The following is a 19,882-nucleotide window of genomic DNA, read 5'->3' on the forward strand; positions in this document are numbered from 1 at the left end:
TGTGACCGAAGTCACGATTGACGAAGCTTGCGCTTCATTCGTTTTTGTATTCCGTAGAATACGATTTTTGCCTCATCGTTCAGTTTTCAAAGTTCGTCTGCCGCCTTAGCGACTTTAATAGATTAACAGGTTGTTTTGTTTATGTCAACCATGCTTTTAAAAAAACTTTTCAGCCCCAACGAACCGTTTATAAAAGGCGTCTCGCTGGAACATTTATTAATATAACAACAAAATTCGACAAACACAAGCATTATTTTAAAAAAACTTTGCAAAGAGTTTAAATCCTCTTCGCAAAGTCTTTACCTTCTTAACATGGCGCCTACTGTAAACGCGATATTCGCTGGGCGTTCTGCTAGCCGTCTCATCAAATACGTATACCAGTCCAAACCATGCGGAACGTAGATGACGACACGATAACCTTGTCGAACTAACTCTTGTTGTCGTTTTGGTCGCATGCCTTGAAGCATTTGAAATTCAAACCGTGATGGATCAATTTGTTTCATTTGAGTAAAGTCAATGATTTGCTGAATAACTTGTTCATCATGTGTCGCGATTTGCGTGTAGTTGCCTTCTAACAAATTAATCTTCACTAATTGAAGGTACGTCTCATCGACGGTCTTTTTAGGTTGAATATAGGTTTCATCGTCTCCATCGTATGCGCCTTTGACGACACGTACTGTTGCCTGAAGACGTTCTAGATCAAAACGACTGCGGTATACATTTGCCTGTAATGCAATTCCGACGTTCGGATATCGTTCATGCACGCGTTCAAATATTTGCACAATCGACTCAACCATCGTTGCTTCTTCCATGTTGACTGTCACACGCATATTTCTCTGATCAGCAACCTCTGCAATACGACTCAACTGTTGATAGGCGATATCTGGATCAATCCTTAATCCGATTGAAGTAAGTTTTAAAGATACTTGTGCATCTAGATCATATGCTTTGATTTGTCCGATGACTTTGATGCATTCATTCGCAATATCTACTGCGTCTTGTTCAGTCTCGATGAATTCGCCTAAACAATCTACTGTCGCCGCTCGTCCATCTTGATTGAACTGTTTGACTGTGTCGAGTGTCTCTTCCGCGCCCTGCCCTCCGACGAACAATGTTCCACCAAGTGGTAACCCGACTTTTCTGGCGAATTGAATAAGTAACTTATTCTCGGCCAAGTACTCGAATACAGGTCCAGTAATCTTCTGTAACATCTGAATCACCCTCTCTCTTCTCCCTTACCCTCTCCCTAACAAAAAAACGTCTTTCTTCTATATAGAAGAAAGACGCAGTTTGAATTAGTGCAACCAGATGAAGTAACCGAGGAATCCAAGTGATAATACGTACATGATTGGGTGTACGTCCTTTGCTCGTCCTTTTGCGATCATCGTGACCGGGTAGAAGAGGAAACCGAATGCAATCCCTGTTGCGATCGAATACGTTAATGGCATCATGATGACGGTCAAGAAAGCCGGAACCGCATACTCGAATTTTTTCCAATCGATTTGCAGCAATGAAGCTGCCATCAATACACCGACGATGATCAATGCGGGTGCTGTGACCGGCGCAGTGATGATCGCGAGTAACGGTGAGAAGAATAAAGCGAGACCGAAGAACAATGCTGTAACGATGGCTGTCATCCCTGAACGACCGCCTGCTGCGACTCCAGCACTGGATTCAACGTATGAAACCGTCGTCGATGTTCCGAGAATCGAACCGGCTACGGTTGCTGTTGAGTCAGCGATTAATGCGCGACCTGCGCGTGGTACTTTATTTTCTTTAATTAGACCCGCTTGGTTTGCTACCGCAACCAACGTGCCCGCTGTATCAAAGAAATCAACGAAGAAGAAAGTCAGGATGACAATCATCATTTGGACCGTGAAGATTTCATTAAAGTGAAGAAATGCCTGTCCGAAGGTCGGTGCAATACTTGGTGGTGCTGAAACGATTTCACCAAAACTAGTCGGAACTGGAATTAATCCGAAAATCATTCCGGCAATGGCTGTTATAATCATTCCGAAGAAAATCGCGCCTTTGACACCGCGTGTCATCAAGACAGCTGATACGACAAGACCGAATACTGCGAGAAGTGTTGTTCCCTTGCTTAGGTCACCGAGCGAAACAAGTGTTGCTTCGTTGGCAACAACTAAACCACCTGTTTTCAAGCCGATAAAGGCGATGAACAAACCGATACCTGCTGCGACTGCCATTTTCAACGGCTCTGGAATCGCATTGATGATCACTTCACGAATGCCTGAAGCCGTTAATACCATGAAGACGAGACCTGAGACGAGAACGCCCGAAAGTGCAGTTTGCCATGGAATACCCATGCCAATGACGACACTATATGCGAAGAAGGCGTTTAAACCCATACCCGGTGCAAGCGCAATTGGATAATTCGCAAATACTCCCATTGTGATGGAACCGATGATTGCGACGAGCGCTGTAGCACCGAATACCGCTCCCGCATCCATGCCTGCCTCTGCTAATGTGTTCGGGTTGACGAATAAGATGTACGCCATCGCGAAGAACGTCGTCATGCCGGCGATGAACTCTGTACGCATGTTCGTACCAAGCCCATTGAAATCAAAGAAACGCGCAATCGCATTTTCTTTTGCTTTCGGTTGGTGTGGCTGTTTCAATTGTGTGCTCATGATTGCCTTCCTTCCAAATAAGCCGTCTCCTTGAAAACGAAAAACGGCCCTTACCTAAGCGGTAAAAGCCGTTTCAATAAGCGCACGATGTTGCATGTGCGCCGTAGTAGGAACCTTTACGGTGTTCCTGTAGAGACTTCCGGGCCCTATCCCCAGAATTATACGGCATTATTTATGTTTTTTTAGTGGTATGAAAAATAAGAACAGACACATCGTAGCACGGTCAAATTCATGGGTCAACCATAAAAACGAAATTTAACCACTTATTTTATCCGAACGTTCGGTTTTGTAAGCGTTATTTTTGAGTTGTCTTTAATTTGCAGTAAAAAAGGAGATAGCTGATCGCCATCTCCCTCTTAGTTTGGTCCATTACAGTCGTTTATGATCGTCACGGTCTACGTCCGTTCTCGTATCCGTACCTTCATCAATATCTGCTTCCTCGCGTCGTACCGTTTCAGATACAGTTTCTGTATCTCGCACTTTACGTTTTCCAACAACAATTTCTTCAGAGACTACATCTTCTTTTGATACTACTACCTTTTCTTCTGAAAGCGGTACGTGAATGGAGTCGTTCTCATCTACAAAAGCATCTGTTCCCGACGCATTATGATCCACTTTACGTCGTTCCACATAAACTTCTTCCCTCTCTACCGGCACCTCGATCGATTGTTGATCTTCGACTACGTGTTTACTGACGTTTACCTCCCCTGTTTGCACTCTTTCTTTATCTACATTTAACCGTTCTTCATGCAGGCGAAGGCGTTCTTCTTCTGTATCACTGTTCGTTTCAGTAACGCCAGACCGATCGACCCCTGGAGTATCGTCATAGTCTTGGCTTCGGTCTGCACTTAAAGTGTTGTCGTAGCCTTGGTCTCGATCTGTGCGGGAAAGAGAGCCGTTATCAGAGAGATGGTCGTTGTGAGCCCGATTTGCTTCGACTCCCGTGCGATCATATTGATTATCGTTTACTCCAGAAGTTTGGTTGTAGCTTTGACTATGCTTTTCGTAAGAATCGCCATAGTCGCTGTCTACATATAAAACCAGCTTGCCGCTTTCTACCTGACGACGGTATTCTTCTGATTCATCATGCGATAAGCCCATTCCGCGGAATGCTTCCGTAGAAGAGTCGTCTGAAAAGGCAGCCATGAATTTCCCCATAAATCCTTGGTGCTCTTGTTCACCGGCAGTATCTACATTGACGTTTGTCTGATTCTCTACCATGGAGAAGGAATGTTTATCTTGAGCCACGACATACATATCTCTTTCGTCATATCCCTGCGCTTTCAATTCGTTTACTTTACTCAGTACTTCCGCTTGGGTATTAAATACTTGGATAAATGTATCTTCTTTTCTCGTCATGATCTCTTCCTCCTTTTTAATAAATGCCACAAAAAATAATAATTAGCTCTTGAAAATCAATCTTATATGCCAACAGTTTGAATTTCCCCTACTTTTTTTCTGATTAAACCTGATTTTTTTGTACATCTTTTTTAATTATTGAAGGCTTTTTGGAATGTATTGATCCTGTTTACTAGAGCATGTTCATTATTAAAATTTTTCCTGTTTAAAACGTTTTAGTCATGCTACGCAACAAGAAAAGACCCTTACCTAAGAAGTAAAAGCCGTTTCAATAAAGGTACGATGTTGTATGTGCGCCATAGTAGAAATCATTACGGTGTTCCTGTAAAGTCTTTCAAACCCTGTCCCCGGAATTATACGATAATATTTTTTATTGATATGAAAAACAAACACAGCCACATCATAGCATGGTCAAATTTATGACTAAACCATAATCTAGTCGATCGACTTCAGCTCATGCCCAATCTATTATGAGAGCGTGCATCCTATCCGTTTAATGATTTATTATATATTCCAGTAAAAACTAACAAAATATCTCGATACATCTTAATTGAATCTCTCGAATAAATTGATTTTGTCTAATGTCATCCAACAGTTCGATGCGATTGGTTACGAAAAAAGCTCACTTCCATTCACAAATAATGTGAACAAAAGAGAGCTTCATTTTGAAATCGAATTGTTGAAGGTGAAACAGACTTCATTTCACCTATCCCCTTTAACACATTGATAGGACAGGCTTCATGAGACGAATTTTCTCAGCAAGTCTAGTTCTTATTCCCACTCAATCGTTGAAGGTGGTTTCGACGTCACATCGTATAGGACGCGGTTGACGTTCTGGACTTCGTTGACGATTCGAACCGAGATCTTCTCAAGCACGTCCCATGGGATACGTGCCCAGTCTGAAGTCATCCCGTCAATTGACGTAACAGCGCGGATTCCGACAGCATAGTCGTATGTCCGCTCATCGCCCATGACACCAACCGAACGGATTGGAGGAAGGACTGTGAAGTACTGCCAGATTTCGCGCTCGAGTCCTGCTTTTTTAATCTCATCCCGAAGAATGAAATCAGATTCACGAACGATTTCGAGTTTTTCATCTGTGATTTCACCAAGGACACGAATTCCGAGACCTGGTCCTGGGAACGGCTGACGCCACACGATTTCATCAGAAAGACCGAGTTCTTTCCCGAGTTCACGGACTTCATCCTTGAACAACGTGTTGATCGGTTCGATCAATTTAAACTGCATGTCTTCTGGCAATCCACCGACGTTGTGGTGTGATTTGATTGTTTGTGCCGTATCCGTACCACTCTCGATGATATCCGTGTAGAGCGTACCTTGGGCAAGGAAGTCCATATCCGTTAGTTTTGAAGCTTCTTCATCAAAGACGTAGACGAATTCGTTGCCGATGATTTTACGTTTCTGCTCTGGATCTGAGATACCACGGAGTTTATCGAGGAAACGGTCCTGGGCATCAATCTTGATGACGTTCATGTGGAAGTGATCCGCGAATGTCTTCATGACGCTCTCCGCTTCACCTTTACGCAGTAAACCGTGATCGACGAACATACATGTCAATTGATCACCGATTGCTTTGTGAATCAAGGCTGCGACGACAGACGAGTCGACACCACCTGAAAGGGCACAAAGAACTTTTTTATCGCCGACTTGTTCTTGGATCTTCGCTACTTCGATTTCGATGAAGTTCTCCATTGACCAGTCGCCTGCACATTTACAGACTTCAAAGAGGAAGTTCTTGAGCAATTCTTTTCCGAAGACCGTATGGTTTACTTCTGGGTGATACTGCACACCATACATTTTCAACTCTTCGTTCTTGATCGAAGCGATTGGACATGACACGTTCGTCCCATCAACGACGAATCCGTTTGGCACAGATGTGACGAGGTCACTGTGACTCATCCAGACCGTTTGTTCTAGCGGTAAGTTCGCATACATCGGTGACGGGTCTTGTAACGTCAATGTGGCTTTTCCATATTCACGATGTCCCGCACGTTCCACTGTTCCGCCGAAATGTTGTGACATGAGCTGCATGCCGTAACAGATTCCGAAGATTGGAATACCGAGGTCGAAGATTTCCGGGTCACACCGGTACGCATCCTCTGCGTAGACGCTACGTGGACCACCTGAGAAGATGATACCAGCAGGTGCGATTTCTTTTACTTCAGCTGCAGTGATTTTATGCGAATGCAATTCACTGTAGACACCAAGGTCCCGAATACGACGTGTGATCAATTGATTGTACTGTCCTCCAAAATCGAGGACGAGAATCATTTCCTGGTCCAAATGTGCTTCCAAATCTGTTCCCGCCTTTCTGATTTCATGCGTACCCTATGAAAAAAGCCCGCTCTTCGCCCATGGATAAAATGGAAAAAGAGCAGGCCGCTTCACAAAAAAATGTATACGAAGGGTCTGCTCCTTCATAGTCAGGTCGTTTAAGGTGACCCGGTAGAGACTCTCGCGCCATATTCGCGAGTATATACAAAGGAGATTGCATGTGTGTGATTTACGTTGTTCCCATTGTACCTGTATCGTTTCGTAAATATCAACCCTCTACATGACGAATGATATTTTCGAAATATTCACGTTTTTTATCGGCCGATAATGATTCTCCACCATAAACCATCCGCTCGTAAGCATCCGTCAACGGTCGCATCGCGTACGTCTCGTAGTACCCATCAACTTCGTGAGCAAGTTCCGCAAGCGTCCGACCATCTTGATAATGGAATCCTTTTTTATCAAGACGCCGCAAGAGATACCGATACATCCGTCGGAATCCTTCCGGTCGTTCAATCTGTCTCCGGAAGAAGAGAATCGCAAGCGTCCGAATAATCGGTTTTCGGAATAAGTAGAGGAACAAGAGAGCAAGTGCCGTCAGGAAGATTGGCCAAAATGGAATTGACTTCTGCTCCGTCTGTCCGGCGCTAGTCGTCTGTTCTTCATCGAGAAGATTTTCTTGAGGACGATTTGGCGTCGTTGTCTCCGTATTATCTTCTGTCTCACGTTGCGGATTTGCTTGTTCCGTCTCGTTGTTCGTTTCCCGATCGATCGTGTATTGTCCTGCTCCATCGAAACTGACTGTCGGTTCAAGCGGTACCCAGCCCGGTCCTTCAATGTAAACTTCGACCCACGAATGGGCATTTTTATTGCGTACTGTATAACTCGTCACGGCAGCTCCGATGACGTCGGATTCGCCCCCCGTGAATCCTTTCACCCAACGTGCGGGTAACCCAGCTGCCCGAAGTAACACAGTGGCTGATGTCGAGAAGTTATCACAGTATCCGAGTTTCGTCTCGAACAGGAACTGATCGACGTAATCCTGATTTTCTTTCGGTACAGCAACATCTTCTGTATTGTATTCAAAGTTTTCTTCTTCGAAATAATTTTCAATCGCCCGTGCTTTGTCCCATGGTGTTTTTTTGTTTTCAACGATTTGATTCGCTAAATCACGGACACGTTGCGGTAAACCTTCCGGCAGTTGGAGATACCGTTCTGTTTCTCTATCCGATAAATTGACCGGTTCATCTGTCTGGAGCTGTTCTTCCGTAAAGAGTGGGTACGAATAGTCGATTCGATAGTTCCGTTGACGATCCGCCTCGTCGAGATACGAAATTTTTTGATTCTCGGGGTCAACCAACACATTTTGTCGTTGTTGATTCACTTCGACCCGTACATTGTCACCATTATATGGCACGAATGGTAATTCACGCGCCATTTCAAATGTTGCTGTCTCTTCGCGGGTCTTGACCTCTGTACCGAAGGTCGAGAAAAAACCACGTCCATCGATTTCAGGGTTTGACTCCGACAAGATCCAACCTTTTCCGGTATAAATATCTTTTGTTTCAACGCGCCAGTAGCGGTTTCCTTCACTTTCGACTTGGAAGACTTCTCGGTCGTCCATCTGGAATGGTCCTCCAAGTTGCTCATCGTTGTTACCGTACCCGACCTTTTGAATCGCATTTGTCGGCTCTCCTTCCCCTTCAAGACCCGACGTCAAATCGTACCAACTGTCTTGCCATGTCGCATTGATGACAGGACTTTGGACAGCAGCGACGATGACAGCTCCCATGATGAATAATGCGCTCAGTGGGCGTACGTAAGAAGCACGCGGTCGTTCATTGACCTCCGTCGCATACAGCAATACCAAAGACAAGATGATCGGATAAAGAATGAACGTCTCTCCCGAGTAATCCGTCCAGGTATCGCAATAGGCGATGAACCCGATGACTCCGAAGGCAAGTCCGAAGACGAACCCACGATTCGGGAACGTCCGGCGCGCGAGATAAGCGATCAAGAAACTGATCAAACCAATCGACAGCGCAAAGGCTGGTCGTCCCGGTAATTCACCATTGATGACACTTCGAATATCCGAGCTGATTTCCGTAAAAATTCCCCACGGTGCAGAACCCGGTGTCAAAATCAAGTAGAACGACAATAGTAGCCCCGCGAGACTGCCAAGTAAGAAGTAACGTCGCGCGAGATGCGATAACAGTAAAGGCAGGAACAGCATCGGTAAGAAGGACCAAAGATGCTCGAATGTCGTCAGTTCGAGAAGTGGTGGCATGAAACAAGTCAAAAGGGCTGCTGCGATGGCGTTCCAGATTAATCGTCGTATCATCGCACTCCCCTCCGTTCTGGTGTATAGACATGAACGGTGGCTTCTTGATTAATCTTCGAAATCCATAGTTCATTGTTTGATTCAAGATCCGGTGTGATGAAGAGGACATTCCCGCTCAATCGAAGCGCCTTAGACGAGTACTCCCATGACTCGATGAACGTTCGCGTCCGACTCGGTTGCGCCGTCATCAGGTAATGCGTCAGTTTCGCTCCTTCAAGTGGTAACGACAATGATTGAACGGCATGCCCGACGAGATGGATCCGATAGCTCAGTCGTCGTTTGTTCAACTGATCCGTCGTTTCTGCGAGCATCGAGATGACACGTTCGAAGGCTTCACCCGCCTCCGTTCCCTCATCAAAGACGATCGTTGTCTCCCGTTCTTGCTCTCGTTCGAACGTCTTCGTCATCAACCCTTGGCGTTTCGCTGTCGCTTTCCAGTCAATCTGATTCATCCGATCCCCACTGACGTATTCCCGGACCCCGACGACGGTAAAGGACGACTGGCGAAGATCAAGTGACACCGGTGAGATCCCCCCATCGCCACGGTCTTCCTCATGGGGAAGCTGAACGGCAAGGCGCGCTGGTTCAATCGCAAGATACGTCTCGACCGGAAACATCCGCTTCCGCTTGAATAACCCGAATGGATCCGTGATTTCGACGATACAGCCTGGAATCTGATACACTCCTCGACGAATCGATGGTATCGTGTAATCGATTTGCTCCGTCTTCCGGTAATGGGCTCGGAGTGGACGGCTGATATCGAGTTTTTCTTCACTGAGTTCGTTCGGAATCACCTCCGTCACTTCGACGGCTCCGACGAGAAACGGAAAACGTCGACGAACCCGTAAGGAAACCGGGATATCGGTTCCAGCAACGAGCATCTTGTTCGATACTTCGCGCGTCGCAAGTGCCTGCGTGACGGGCCAAACGAGAAAGAGCGTCCAGTAGACGGTCAGACCAGCCATGACGTAAAACAGCAAGGAAGCGACATTTCCGCCATCAACGCGCGCATATGCCCATAAGGCTGCCGTCGTCAAAAGTAATACAGCGTAACGCCAACCAATTTGCCACTTCGTCATAGGGACTCCACGTCTTGTTGGATCGGTACAGCAACCTCTTTTTTGATCTGTTCTAAAATCCGTTCCGACGATTGACCGTGATAACGCGCATCCGCTGTCAAAATCAGGCGGTGTGACAGGACTGGAATCAAGAGATGTTTAACATCATCCGGCAAAACGAAACTGCGTCCTTCCATGTACGCCCACGCTTGCGCGACCTTCATCAAGGCAATCGAAGAACGAGGACTCGCACCGAGGTAGAGTGATCCATTCGTCCGTGTCGCTTGGACGAGATGGACGATATATTTTTTGACGGGCTGTGAGACATGGACGTTCTTGACGTCTTCTTTCATCTGGAGCAATTGCTCGCGACCAATTACAGCTTCGAGTGTTTCGATTGGTTCATCCCGTTCAAAACGCGTGAGCAACTTCATTTCTTGCTGGAAATCAGGATAACCCATTTTGACTTTGACGAGAAAACGGTCGAGTTGTGCTTCTGGTAACGGATATGTTCCTTCATGTTCAATCGGGTTTTGTGTCGCCATGACGAAAAAGGGATTCGGAAGCGTATGAATCTCACCATCGACGGTGACGTTCGCTTCCGCCATTCCCTCGAGTAAGGCAGATTGAGTTTTTGGTGATGTTCGGTTGATCTCATCGGCTAAGACGATGTTTCCCATTAAAGGACCCGGTCTATATTCGAACTGGCTTGTTTTCTGATTATACATCGATACACCCGTCAAATCTGACGGAAGTAGGTCTGGCGTGAACTGAACACGTTTGAAGGTCAACCCGATCGATCGGCTGAACGCACGGACGAGCATCGTCTTCCCGACTCCCGGTACGTCTTCTAATAGAACGTGACCGCCCGCTAGTAATGCTGCCAATGATTGTGTGATGACATCTTCCTTACCGATGATGACTTTCTCTACGTTGTCGATAATCGCTTGAATCTCCTTAGTGTATGTTCGCATTGTCAGGCCCCTTGCTCTCATAGTAGTTGAATTTTCTGACTTTTTATATCATCTCATATTCCGCTATACTTTTAAAGAAATACGAGCAGTTTCAAGCACATGAAAAAGGGGGAACGCCGTAGCGTTTCCCCTTATTTGTTTCAGGAACGAACACATGCCGTGATCCGTTCTTGAACCGTGCAGTTGCACGTAAAACACGAATACATCCGTGTCAATGGACAACGTTCGTCAAGTCCGGTGATCCTCTTCTTTCAGAAGCGACATGCGATCGTTCCCTCTACATTGGTAATCATTCATGTGCATCACCATCCTTTCATATATTGAATATTACCGAATATGTTATAAACGAAACGTCGAATTTTAATTATTTTTTCCGATACCGCGCATAGGTCGTCGCGAGTGCGACCGCAAGGACCAGCCCTTTGATGATATTCAACGAATAGTATGGAACAGACAACATGACAAGACCATTTTCAAGAATCCCGACGAGACAAGCCCCGACGAGTGTGCCAAGTGCATTCGGTTTTCCTTGCCCTGCGAACGACGAGCCGATGAAGGCAGCTGCGACCGCTGGCATCAAGTAACCGGACCCGGCGTTGATTTGCGACGATCCGACTTGTGACGCAAGCAAAATCCCACCGATTGCAGCAAGTAAGCCAGCAATCAGATATGCGAGTGCCCGGTAGCGGTTGACACGAATTCCCGTCAGTCGTGCGGCTTCTGGATTCCCACCGATGATATAGAGAAAACGACCGTGTCGCGTATGACTTAAAAAGACATGTGTCATCGCGACAACGACGAGCATGATGACGATGATCCAAGGTGCCTGGCTGATTTTCGCGAACGCCTCCGGAATCGTGCCGACTGTTGGTGTACCGTCTAAGCGCGGCATTCCGGCACTGATTGAACCACCACCAGTATACGTCATCGCGGCACCTTCGACGATGAACATCGTCGCAAGCGTCGCAAACAAATCCGGAATCTTAAACCAGACGATAAGTAAGATGTTCAACAAGGCGACACTTAAAGACAGAAGGAGTGCTAGACCAATCGAGACACCGAGTGGCAGACTGTACCAGACGAAGAATGAGACGACGAAGGAGCTTGCAAGTGTTGCAGTTGATCCTACGGATAAGTCAAATCCATTGATCGTCAATGAAACCGTCAAACCAATCGCGATGATCGTCACGATGGAGATACTTCGTAAAATATTGATCAAATTCGTCCCTTGTAGGAATGTTGGAGCCGTCGTCGCAAAAAACAGGACGAGGGCAAGGATCGCGAGGACGATCCCCCAGTCGTTCAAGAATCCAAGGACCGGACGTAAACCTTTCCCCCGATTCGTTTGTTTTGATACTACCTCATTCATCGTTGCCCTCCTCCTGTCGCATACCACAACAAGGTTTCTTCTGATGTGTCCGCCGTCTTCGTTTCATGGACAATCCGTCCATCGAACATGACGTAGATTCGGTCCGTGACGGCCAAAAGTTCATCCCATTCACTCGTCGCGTAAAGGATCCCTTTTTGTTGTTGCGCGAGTCCGTCAATCAGACGATAAATATCTTGTTTAGCTCCGACATCGACACCTTTCGTCGGTTCGTCCAAGACGAGGACAGAGACATCGGTCAGTAACCATTTTCCGATGGCGACTTTTTGTTGATTCCCACCGGATAGTTGACCTACTTCCTGTTTCACGTCTGCCACTTTGATGCCCAGCTCCTTGACCCATTTCGATGCCTGTTCGACTTCTTTACGACGATCCATCAGTCCCCAGCGGTTGACGAAATCATGAGCTGCCGCTGCCGTCAGGTTTTCTGCGACAGAATCGGCAACAAGAATTCCTTCTTTTCGCCGTTCTTCCGGAACGAGACCAATTCCCGCTTGAATCGCAGCTTGTGGATTGCGAAGGCGATGGGCTTTTCCACCTATACGAACCTCCCCTTCCTGAAACGGGCGATCACCGAATAATGCTTTGCATAATTCCGTTTTACCGGCACCGACAAGACCTGCGATACCAACGACTTCCCCTGCTTGAACCGTCATGGAGATGTCGTGGACGTCCGCATTCGTGGCACTCTCGACCGTCAGTACGTTCGTCGCATTGATCCGTGACGTTTTCGCGACAGACGTAAGCTTACGCCCGAGCATCTGCTCAACGACAGCTTCCTTCGTGATGTCTGTCAAAAGATGTCGCGAGACGAGGTGACCGTCGCGCATGACCGAGATGGAGTCGCAAATGTCATACAATTCTTGTAGGCGGTGGGAAATGAAAATGATCCCAAGTCCCCGTTCCGCTAAACGACGCACGACTGAAAAGAGATGGCTTGTTTCCGCCTGACTGAGAGGTGCCGTCGGTTCATCCAAAATTAAAAAACGACGTTCCTGAACGAGGGCGCGTGCAATCAATACGAGTTGCTTTTCAGCAAGACGTAATTCTTCGACACGTGTCTTGACGGAAATATCCGCCTGTAATGTCGCTAACGCTTCTTTCGCACGCTGTATGTAACGGCGTTGGGATACCAAACCCGTCATTGTTCCGTCCGTCAACAGATCGAGACAGATATTCTCAGCAACCGTCAAATACGGGACAAGCGCCACATCAACCTCTTGTTGGACGAGATCGATCCCGATTCGTTTTGCATCACGCGGAGATTGAATTGACAGTTCTTTCCCGTCAAGACGGATGATTCCTTCATCCGCTGTTTCCGCTCCGGATAAGACTTTCATCAGCGTCGACTTACCGGCACCATTCGCACCGACAAGCGCATGAATTTCACCAGACTTCACCTCAAAGGAGACTTGCTTGAGTGCCTGGACTCCCGGAAACGCAAGTGAAATCCCGGTCATTTCCAGGTGATGATTGATAGACGTCATTGTTTTTTATGGACGTCACGCAACCGGTCCATCCACGGCTCATTGAATTTATCCGACGTACTCCAATCTTTGATGATCGTATCGAGATTATACATCGTTGTGTCCTGCTTCAATGCCTTCTGCTCAACGAGTTTCGCATCGAGATCAAAGCTATCTGGTGTCTTCTCTCCGGCGATTTTCTTAGCCAGTAGTCGCATGTCCGTTTGTCCAATCAGGAATGGATCCACCGCACTCGTCGAAACCCAGTTGCTGCCTTTCTCACGCATCAGGTTGATGTCCTGATTTGAGACATCGATCGAGATCAATGGGATTTCTTGACGTTTATTATCCTTGAGCGATTTGTAAGCGCCTTTTGCGACTTCGTCCCATGCTCCCCAAACGGCATCAACGCTTCCTTTCGGGTATTTCGCGAGAATGGCATTCATCTTTGTCGCGATATCCCCTTGGACATCTTGGAAGTTCGTCGGTCCAACCGTCTCAAGCGTTTTGATTTTGCCGTCTGCTTCGTACGTCTTATAGATTTCCTGACGACGATCGAGCGGGGCAAAACCTGGTCCGAACCAGAGTTTGATGACACGGACCGGCTTTTTGTCCGTCACCTTCGTCACTTCATCGAGTGATAGCTTCGCAAGTTGATGATCGTTTTGGAACGTTTCCGTCACGTCTTGTAGAGATGCCCCTTTTTTCTTCGTGACCGTATCGAACGTCACGACCTTCAGTCCTTTATCGACTGCTGGTTTGATCATGTCATAGGCATAGTCTTCCTTACCGTGCGAAATGATGAGCCCATCATAATCTTGCTGAATCGCCTGCGCGACCAGTTCCTTGAACTTGACATCGTTACCTTCCGAAATGAACGTGCTGACTTTAAAGCCGAGCGCTTCTCCTTCACTTCGTGCGCCATCAAGGAATTGCTTCGTATGGTCGTCCGATGCGAGGTTACGGATGACGGCGATCTTGACGTCCGATTGAACTCCTTTTGGTACATCCTTGACGACTTTCGTCGTCGCTTCTCCATTCGCACAAGCCGCTAGTAATAAGGCCGGTGCTAGGACGGCGTAAGCTAATTTTTTCATGAATTGTCTCCTTATCCGAGGGGTTGAAGCCCCATTAATTTTTCAATCGTTTCTTCATTCGGTTGCGTGATAATACCAAGTTCGGTGATGATGCCCGTGATCAATGTGTGTGGTGTGACATCAAAAGCTGGGTTGAAGACAGCAACTCCTTCTGGTGCTGTCGCAACACCTTGGACAGTCGTCACTTCCTGCGGATCACGTTCTTCAATTTCGATCGCGTCTCCGGAAACAAGTGAGAAATCAAACGTCGAGAGCGGTGCTGCGACGTAAAACGGGATACCGAAAGCTTGAGCGAGTAATGCTAGTTGGAACGTTCCGATCTTATTCGCCGTATCTCCGTTGCGTGTAATCCGGTCCGCCCCGACGATGATTGCATCGATCTGTTTTTCTTTCAGCGTATGGGCGACCATGTTATCTGTAATTAGCGTGACATCGATGCCGGCACGTTGTAGCTCCCATGTCGTCAGTCGTGCTCCCTGCAGTAATGGTCGCGTCTCACTCGCAAAAACAGATAATTCAATGCCGCGTTCTTTTGCGATATAGAATGGCGCAAGTGCTGTTCCATAAGCAGCGGTCGCAATCGATCCAGCATTACAGATCGTTAGGATCCGGTTACCTGACTGGAACAATTCAAGTGCATGAATCCCGATTTGACGTGACGTCTGCGCATCCTGATCGTATAAGGCAATCGTCCGCTGCTCTAGCCGTTCGCGGATCTCTTCTACCGACGTCCCGTCTTGAATGATTGGATTCAATTGATCAAGGACATTTCGTAAGTTAACAGCCGTCGGTCGTGTCGCGAGTAACGTCGCTGATGTCTCAAGCAAGGCTTGCTTATAGATCGACAGTTCTGCTTCAAACCGGTACGCCTCTTGAACGAGTACGAATCCGCCAAATAAACTGATCGCAGGCGCCCCTCGGACGCGCAGTTGTTTAATCGCTTCGACCGCTTGTGCAAGATCGGTAATGACTTCATAGTGTTCTTCCTGCGGTAGACGTGTCTGATCGAGAATCGTCAAGACACGATCTTCATAACGAATACTTTGAACGAATGTACTCATCGGCTAAGTTCCTCCGTTACGTCGAAGTTTCGTAAATCATCAAATGTCCGGCATTCGGTCCGACGTTTGATTAACGCCGATCCTAAACGTAAAGCATGTTGTTTTCGTTCTAGTCGTTCCGTCATAGAACTAATCGTTTCTAAATCAGCGACTGGTGCGAGTCCGATCGTCCGACGAATCAGTTCGCAACCGGCAAAGCCAAGGGCATCCTGCAAGATCGTGCTCAGTACATCGTCGACGAGTCCCGATGTCCGGAATGGTTCGACGGCTTCGCGTTCCCATAAGGCGCGGAACGTCGAAGCGAACGTCAGCCAGAACGTATCGATATCGCGAATCCGGGCATCACGAAGTGCTGAATAATCCGGGTATGCTGCAAAGAATAAGTGGGCGATGAACTGTCCGACATCAAATCCGAATGGACCATAAAAGGCGAATTCTGGATCGATGACTTTCGTTTCCGTTGCCGAAGCAAAGATGCTTCCTGTATGTAGATCGCCGTGTAGCAACGCATCTCCTTTCGTGATGAAAAGCGCTTCGAGTTTTGCGACTTCGCGTTTCAACTCATCGTCCGCCCATAGACGTGCCACCTCTTCTTCAAGCCCGGCTTCAATCTCGTTCGTCTCCGCGTCATGGAACGGATCCGTGAAGATTAATTTTTCCGTGATGTCGCACAAGTCCGGATTGTAGTACGTTCGGGCGACACGTTTTTTTTCAACCGGACCAAGCGCAAAGTCCGATGTATGGAATAAAGTCCGAGCGAGATAAGAACCAATATGTTCCGCAAGCAACGGATACTGTTCACCTGCGAGTAAACCGCTTCGAACGATTGTCAGATGTGAAAGATCTTCCATGACCGTATACGCCTCGTCGTGACTAGCATGAAAAACACGCGGTACGAACGGCACGGCATGCCGGGCGAATTCACGGAGTGCGGATTGCTCGATCCACGCCCGCTCGAGTGATAGTGGCCAGCTTTCACCGACGACTTTCGCGTACGGAAGTGCTTGTTTTAGAATCAATCGATGTTCACCTTCTCGAATTCGAAAGACAAGATTGAGATTGCCGTCGCCAATCTCTTCTGCTTCGACGGCTCCGTCGCCGATCAGTCCTAGTGAGCGGACCCGTTCGATCGCGTCCTGTTCTGTAAATGCTTTGTATGTCATCTCAGTTCCCCCTGTGTGATACACGAAAAAGCGCCTCTTTTCGTCATCGAAAAGAGGCGCAGGAAAGTCACTGCGTCCTCTTATCTCTCAGACGAAACGTCTGTTGGATGTAGCACCGTGCCAAGTGGTCGGTTGCTGCGGCGTCATCGGGCCAATTCCCTCTGCCAACTCGCGATAAGAGTCGTATGTAGTTGTCGTGTGTGATATTGATTTGAATCTTACGCAATCCTCTTCCCTGCTGTCAAATCGAAATCAAGCAGAAACGGATATCGTTTTTGCTCCATATATAGAAAGAGTATTTTCAAAAAAATAAATTTTCTAAAAATAGTTTGACAAGTCGTGACTCTCATGTAAAAATTGCAATTAGATTTCACAATTTCATCCAATTCTTATCAAGAGCAGACGGAGGGACAAGCCCTACGATGTCGCAGCAACCGACCTTTTGGCACGGTGCTAATTCTTGCAGCTACTAAGCTGACAGATAAGAGTCCACGTTCGAATCATTCATGGTCTCTTGTCGCTGACAAGAGACCATTTTTTTATTGAAGGAGGAAAGACATGGCTTACATCACAGCTACTTATCAATTGACCGCCCGCGATCGACTGGAGCAACGCGCCGAACAACTCGCGCTTGGTCTGACGGTTGGTTCCTGGACGGAGCTGAATCATCTTGAGCAACAACAACTCGCCTCATTCAAAGGAGAAGTCGTACATACGGAAGAACGCGACGGTAAAGGCTATATCACGATTCGTTACCCGGAACACAATGTATCGCGCGACTTTTCTGCGATCTTGACGACCGTCTTCGGGAAACTCTCACTCGACGGTGAAATCAAATTAACAGAACTGCTACTACCCGATACATTCACGTCGGATTTTCCAGGTGCGAAGTTCGGGATCGAAGGGGTTCGTTCCTTGATTGGTGTCGAAGATCGTCCACTGTTAATGAGCATCTTCAAAGGGGTCATCGGACGCGATTTATCGTTCCTTCGTGATCAACTCGAAGGACAACTTGCTGGTGGAATCGATCTCGTCAAGGACGATGAGATCTTATATGACAATCCGTTGACACCGACGATTGATCGGGCACGGATCGGACGTGAGGTTATCGATGCTCATTTCCACCGGACCGGTAAACGTGCGTTGTATGCGATCACACTTAGTGGTCCCGTCTTTACGCTCAAGGATCAAGCCAAACGATTGATTGACGCTGGAACAACTGCTTTCTTGTTGAATACCTTCACATACGGACTCGACGTCTTACGTGAATTGGCAAGTGATCCGGAGATCAACGTTCCCATTTTCAATCATCCGGCTTACAGCGGTGCATTGATTGCCAGCCCGAACCACGGTGTTGCAGCGCCTGTCTTACTTGGCACATTACCGCGCGTTGCTGGTGCAGACTTAACACTATTCCCGTCACCTTACGGCAATGTCGCTCTTCCGAAGGACGTCGCCCGCGGCATCGCGGTCGAAGCGACTCGCTTCGGTCAGACGAAAGCGATTTTCCCTGTCCCTTCAGCCGGTATTCACCCAGGACTCGTTGCTCAACTCGTACGCGACTTCGGGATCGATTCCGTCATCAACGCTGGTGGTGGCGTACATGGTCATCCGCAAGGTGCTGCGGCTGGTGTTATCGCTTTTCGTCAAGCACTTGATGCGGCACTCGCAAATGAATCCCTATCGAATGCTGCGTCACGACATGAAGAATTACGAGTCGCGCTCGACGCTTGGGGGATCAAGTCATGACCTTACGAATTCTTTGTGACTTCGACGGTACCGTAACGATGCAGGATAACATCATTGCACTCATGGAGGTATTTGCGCCAGTGAATGACTTCGAACCGTTGAAACGTGGCGTGCTCGACCGGACGTTGTCGATCCAAAGTGGTGTCGGGCAGATGTTCGCGCTTCTGCCGTCCGACGGTAAAGCGGACTATCTTGATTTCTTGATGGAGCGCGCTGTCATTCGCGAAGGATTTTCGGAGTTGCTTCAGTACAGTCGTCGTCAAGGAATCCATTTTTCGATTGTTAGCGGTGGAATGGACTTTTTCGTCGAACCGATCTTAGCACCGTTCCTCGAGCAAGAGCAGATTTACTGTAACATTGCCGATTTCAGTGGTCCATTTGTCCACATCGATTGGCCACACGCCTGCGATGCCCATTGCACGAATGGATGCGGCTGTTGTAAAACATCCGTTGCCCGTACATTATGCAAAGACGATGACGTCATCATCGTCATCGGTGACTCAGTGACGGACTTCGAACTCGCAAAACAAGCGGATCGTGTCTATGCCCGTGATTATCTGATCACGTTGTGTGAAGAAAATGATATCGCCTATACACCTTTTGAGACGTTCCACGATATCGTTCATGATTTAGCACGATCGGAGGTGACGATATGACATTCATGCGACGGTATGAAGAACTACGCGCCATCAAACAAGAACTTGCAGCGCGCGATTGGTTCCCTGGTACGAGTGGTAACCTCGCCATTCGGACGTCCGGTATTCCGATTGAATTTCTTGTGACGGCAAGTGGGAAAGATAAGCGGCAAACGACTCCTGACGACTTCGTTCATGTCGATGCGACCGGTCAATTGATCGGCGAGCAATCCGGGCGCCCTTCTGCTGAGACATTGCTCCATGTCGAAGTGTTCAACCGAACGAACGCCGGATGTTCCCTGCATGTCCATACGATTGCGAACAATGTGATTTCGGAGTTATATGGCGATCAGGGAAGTATCACCTTCTCCGGTCAAGAAATCATCAAGGCACTCGGTCACTGGGAAGAAGATGCGACGGTCATGGTGCCGATCATTCCGAATCACGCGGACATCCCGACACTCGCTGCTGCTTTTGCGCCATATGTCACAGCGGACAGCGGTGCCGTCCTGATTCGCAATCACGGAATCACGGTCTGGGCACCGACCGCCTTTGAAGCAAAGAAACACCTCGAAGCCTTCGAGTTTTTGTTCAACTATACGTTGACGTTGCAATCATGCCGTCAATCTATCTATTAAAAGGAGGA

General features: G+C 47.6%; 15 protein-coding genes and 5 riboswitches. Of the genes, 3 read left to right on the forward strand and 12 right to left on the reverse strand.

The features are described from left to right. Window positions 1-299: 299 nt before the first annotated feature. From ASG02_RS11880 to mtnK, 12 genes are all read right to left on the reverse strand, one after another. Window positions 300-1,211, reverse strand: a complete 912-nt coding sequence (locus tag ASG02_RS11880; protein WP_056063692.1) for a proline dehydrogenase family protein — start codon at window positions 1,209-1,211, stop codon at window positions 300-302. An 84-nt stretch (window positions 1,212-1,295) separates the two neighbouring features. Beyond that, complete coding sequence (locus ASG02_RS11885; protein ID WP_035411623.1) at window positions 1,296-2,600, reverse strand: NCS2 family permease; 1,305 nt, start codon at window positions 2,598-2,600, stop codon at window positions 1,296-1,298. A gap of 135 nt (window positions 2,601-2,735) precedes the next feature. Beyond that, a riboswitch (purine riboswitch) is annotated at window positions 2,736-2,837 on the reverse strand. Between the two features lie 183 nt (window positions 2,838-3,020). Then, complete coding sequence (locus ASG02_RS11890; protein ID WP_056063694.1) at window positions 3,021-4,010, reverse strand: DUF2382 domain-containing protein; 990 nt, start codon at window positions 4,008-4,010, stop codon at window positions 3,021-3,023. Window positions 4,011-4,289: 279 nt separating this feature from the next. Then, window positions 4,290-4,391: riboswitch (purine riboswitch) on the reverse strand. A 390-nt stretch (window positions 4,392-4,781) separates the two neighbouring features. Then, window positions 4,782-6,302, reverse strand: coding sequence for a glutamine-hydrolyzing GMP synthase (guaA, locus tag ASG02_RS11895; RefSeq protein ID WP_056064096.1), 1,521 nt, complete (start codon window positions 6,300-6,302; stop codon window positions 4,782-4,784). Between the two features lie 129 nt (window positions 6,303-6,431). After that, a riboswitch (purine riboswitch) is annotated at window positions 6,432-6,533 on the reverse strand. A 40-nt stretch (window positions 6,534-6,573) separates the two neighbouring features. Further along, on the reverse strand, window positions 6,574-8,646 hold the full coding sequence (locus tag ASG02_RS11900; RefSeq protein WP_056063697.1) for a transglutaminase domain-containing protein: 2,073 nt from the start codon (window positions 8,644-8,646) through the stop codon (window positions 6,574-6,576). After that, the gene (locus tag ASG02_RS11905; RefSeq protein WP_035410944.1) at window positions 8,643-9,725 is read right to left on the reverse strand and encodes a DUF58 domain-containing protein; all 1,083 of its coding nucleotides are present in this window, start codon (window positions 9,723-9,725) and stop codon (window positions 8,643-8,645) included. The genes ASG02_RS11900 and ASG02_RS11905 overlap by 4 nt, the downstream gene beginning before the upstream one ends. Next, a complete protein-coding gene (locus ASG02_RS11910) occupies window positions 9,722-10,678 on the reverse strand; it encodes a MoxR family ATPase (RefSeq protein ID WP_035410946.1) in 957 nt (318 codons plus the stop codon). The genes ASG02_RS11905 and ASG02_RS11910 overlap by 4 nt, the downstream gene beginning before the upstream one ends. Before the next feature lie 364 nt (window positions 10,679-11,042). Next, window positions 11,043-12,047, reverse strand: coding sequence for an ABC transporter permease (locus ASG02_RS11915; protein WP_056063700.1), 1,005 nt, complete (start codon window positions 12,045-12,047; stop codon window positions 11,043-11,045). Next, the gene (locus ASG02_RS11920) at window positions 12,044-13,552 is read right to left on the reverse strand and encodes a sugar ABC transporter ATP-binding protein (protein ID WP_056063703.1); all 1,509 of its coding nucleotides are present in this window, start codon (window positions 13,550-13,552) and stop codon (window positions 12,044-12,046) included. The genes ASG02_RS11915 and ASG02_RS11920 overlap by 4 nt, the downstream gene beginning before the upstream one ends. Beyond that, window positions 13,549-14,628, reverse strand: a complete 1,080-nt coding sequence (locus tag ASG02_RS11925) for a sugar ABC transporter substrate-binding protein (protein ID WP_056063708.1) — start codon at window positions 14,626-14,628, stop codon at window positions 13,549-13,551. Before ASG02_RS11925 ends, ASG02_RS11920 begins: the two co-directional genes overlap by 4 nt. 11 nt (window positions 14,629-14,639) lie before the next feature. Then, on the reverse strand, window positions 14,640-15,689 hold the full coding sequence (gene mtnA, locus ASG02_RS11930) for an S-methyl-5-thioribose-1-phosphate isomerase (RefSeq protein ID WP_056063711.1): 1,050 nt from the start codon (window positions 15,687-15,689) through the stop codon (window positions 14,640-14,642). Then, window positions 15,686-16,852 (reverse strand): S-methyl-5-thioribose kinase, encoded by a 1,167-nt coding sequence (mtnK, locus tag ASG02_RS11935; RefSeq protein WP_056063714.1) that lies wholly within the window; start codon window positions 16,850-16,852, stop codon window positions 15,686-15,688. The genes mtnA and mtnK overlap by 4 nt, the downstream gene beginning before the upstream one ends. 77 nt (window positions 16,853-16,929) lie before the next feature. Further along, window positions 16,930-17,033: riboswitch (SAM riboswitch) on the reverse strand. A gap of 205 nt (window positions 17,034-17,238) precedes the next feature. Further along, window positions 17,239-17,340, forward strand: a riboswitch (SAM riboswitch). A gap of 70 nt (window positions 17,341-17,410) precedes the next feature. Here mtnK and ASG02_RS11940 point away from each other — a divergent pair. Genes ASG02_RS11940 through ASG02_RS11950 form a run of 3 tightly spaced genes read left to right on the forward strand, consistent with a single transcriptional unit; the run spans window position 17,411 to window position 19,874 of the window. Next, the gene (locus tag ASG02_RS11940; RefSeq protein ID WP_056063718.1) at window positions 17,411-18,601 is read left to right on the forward strand and encodes a 2,3-diketo-5-methylthiopentyl-1-phosphate enolase; all 1,191 of its coding nucleotides are present in this window, start codon (window positions 17,411-17,413) and stop codon (window positions 18,599-18,601) included. Beyond that, entirely contained in the window at window positions 18,598-19,257 is a 660-nt protein-coding gene (locus tag ASG02_RS11945) for a 2-hydroxy-3-keto-5-methylthiopentenyl-1-phosphate phosphatase (RefSeq protein ID WP_035410962.1), read from the forward strand. Before ASG02_RS11940 ends, ASG02_RS11945 begins: the two co-directional genes overlap by 4 nt. Continuing rightward, complete coding sequence (locus ASG02_RS11950) at window positions 19,254-19,874, forward strand: methylthioribulose 1-phosphate dehydratase (protein ID WP_056063721.1); 621 nt, start codon at window positions 19,254-19,256, stop codon at window positions 19,872-19,874. Before ASG02_RS11945 ends, ASG02_RS11950 begins: the two co-directional genes overlap by 4 nt. Window positions 19,875-19,882: the final 8 nt, after the last annotated feature.

The sequence above is a fragment of the Exiguobacterium sp. Leaf196 genome, from assembly GCF_001423965.1.
In the GTDB taxonomy this organism is placed as follows: domain Bacteria; phylum Bacillota; class Bacilli; order Exiguobacteriales; family Exiguobacteriaceae; genus Exiguobacterium_A.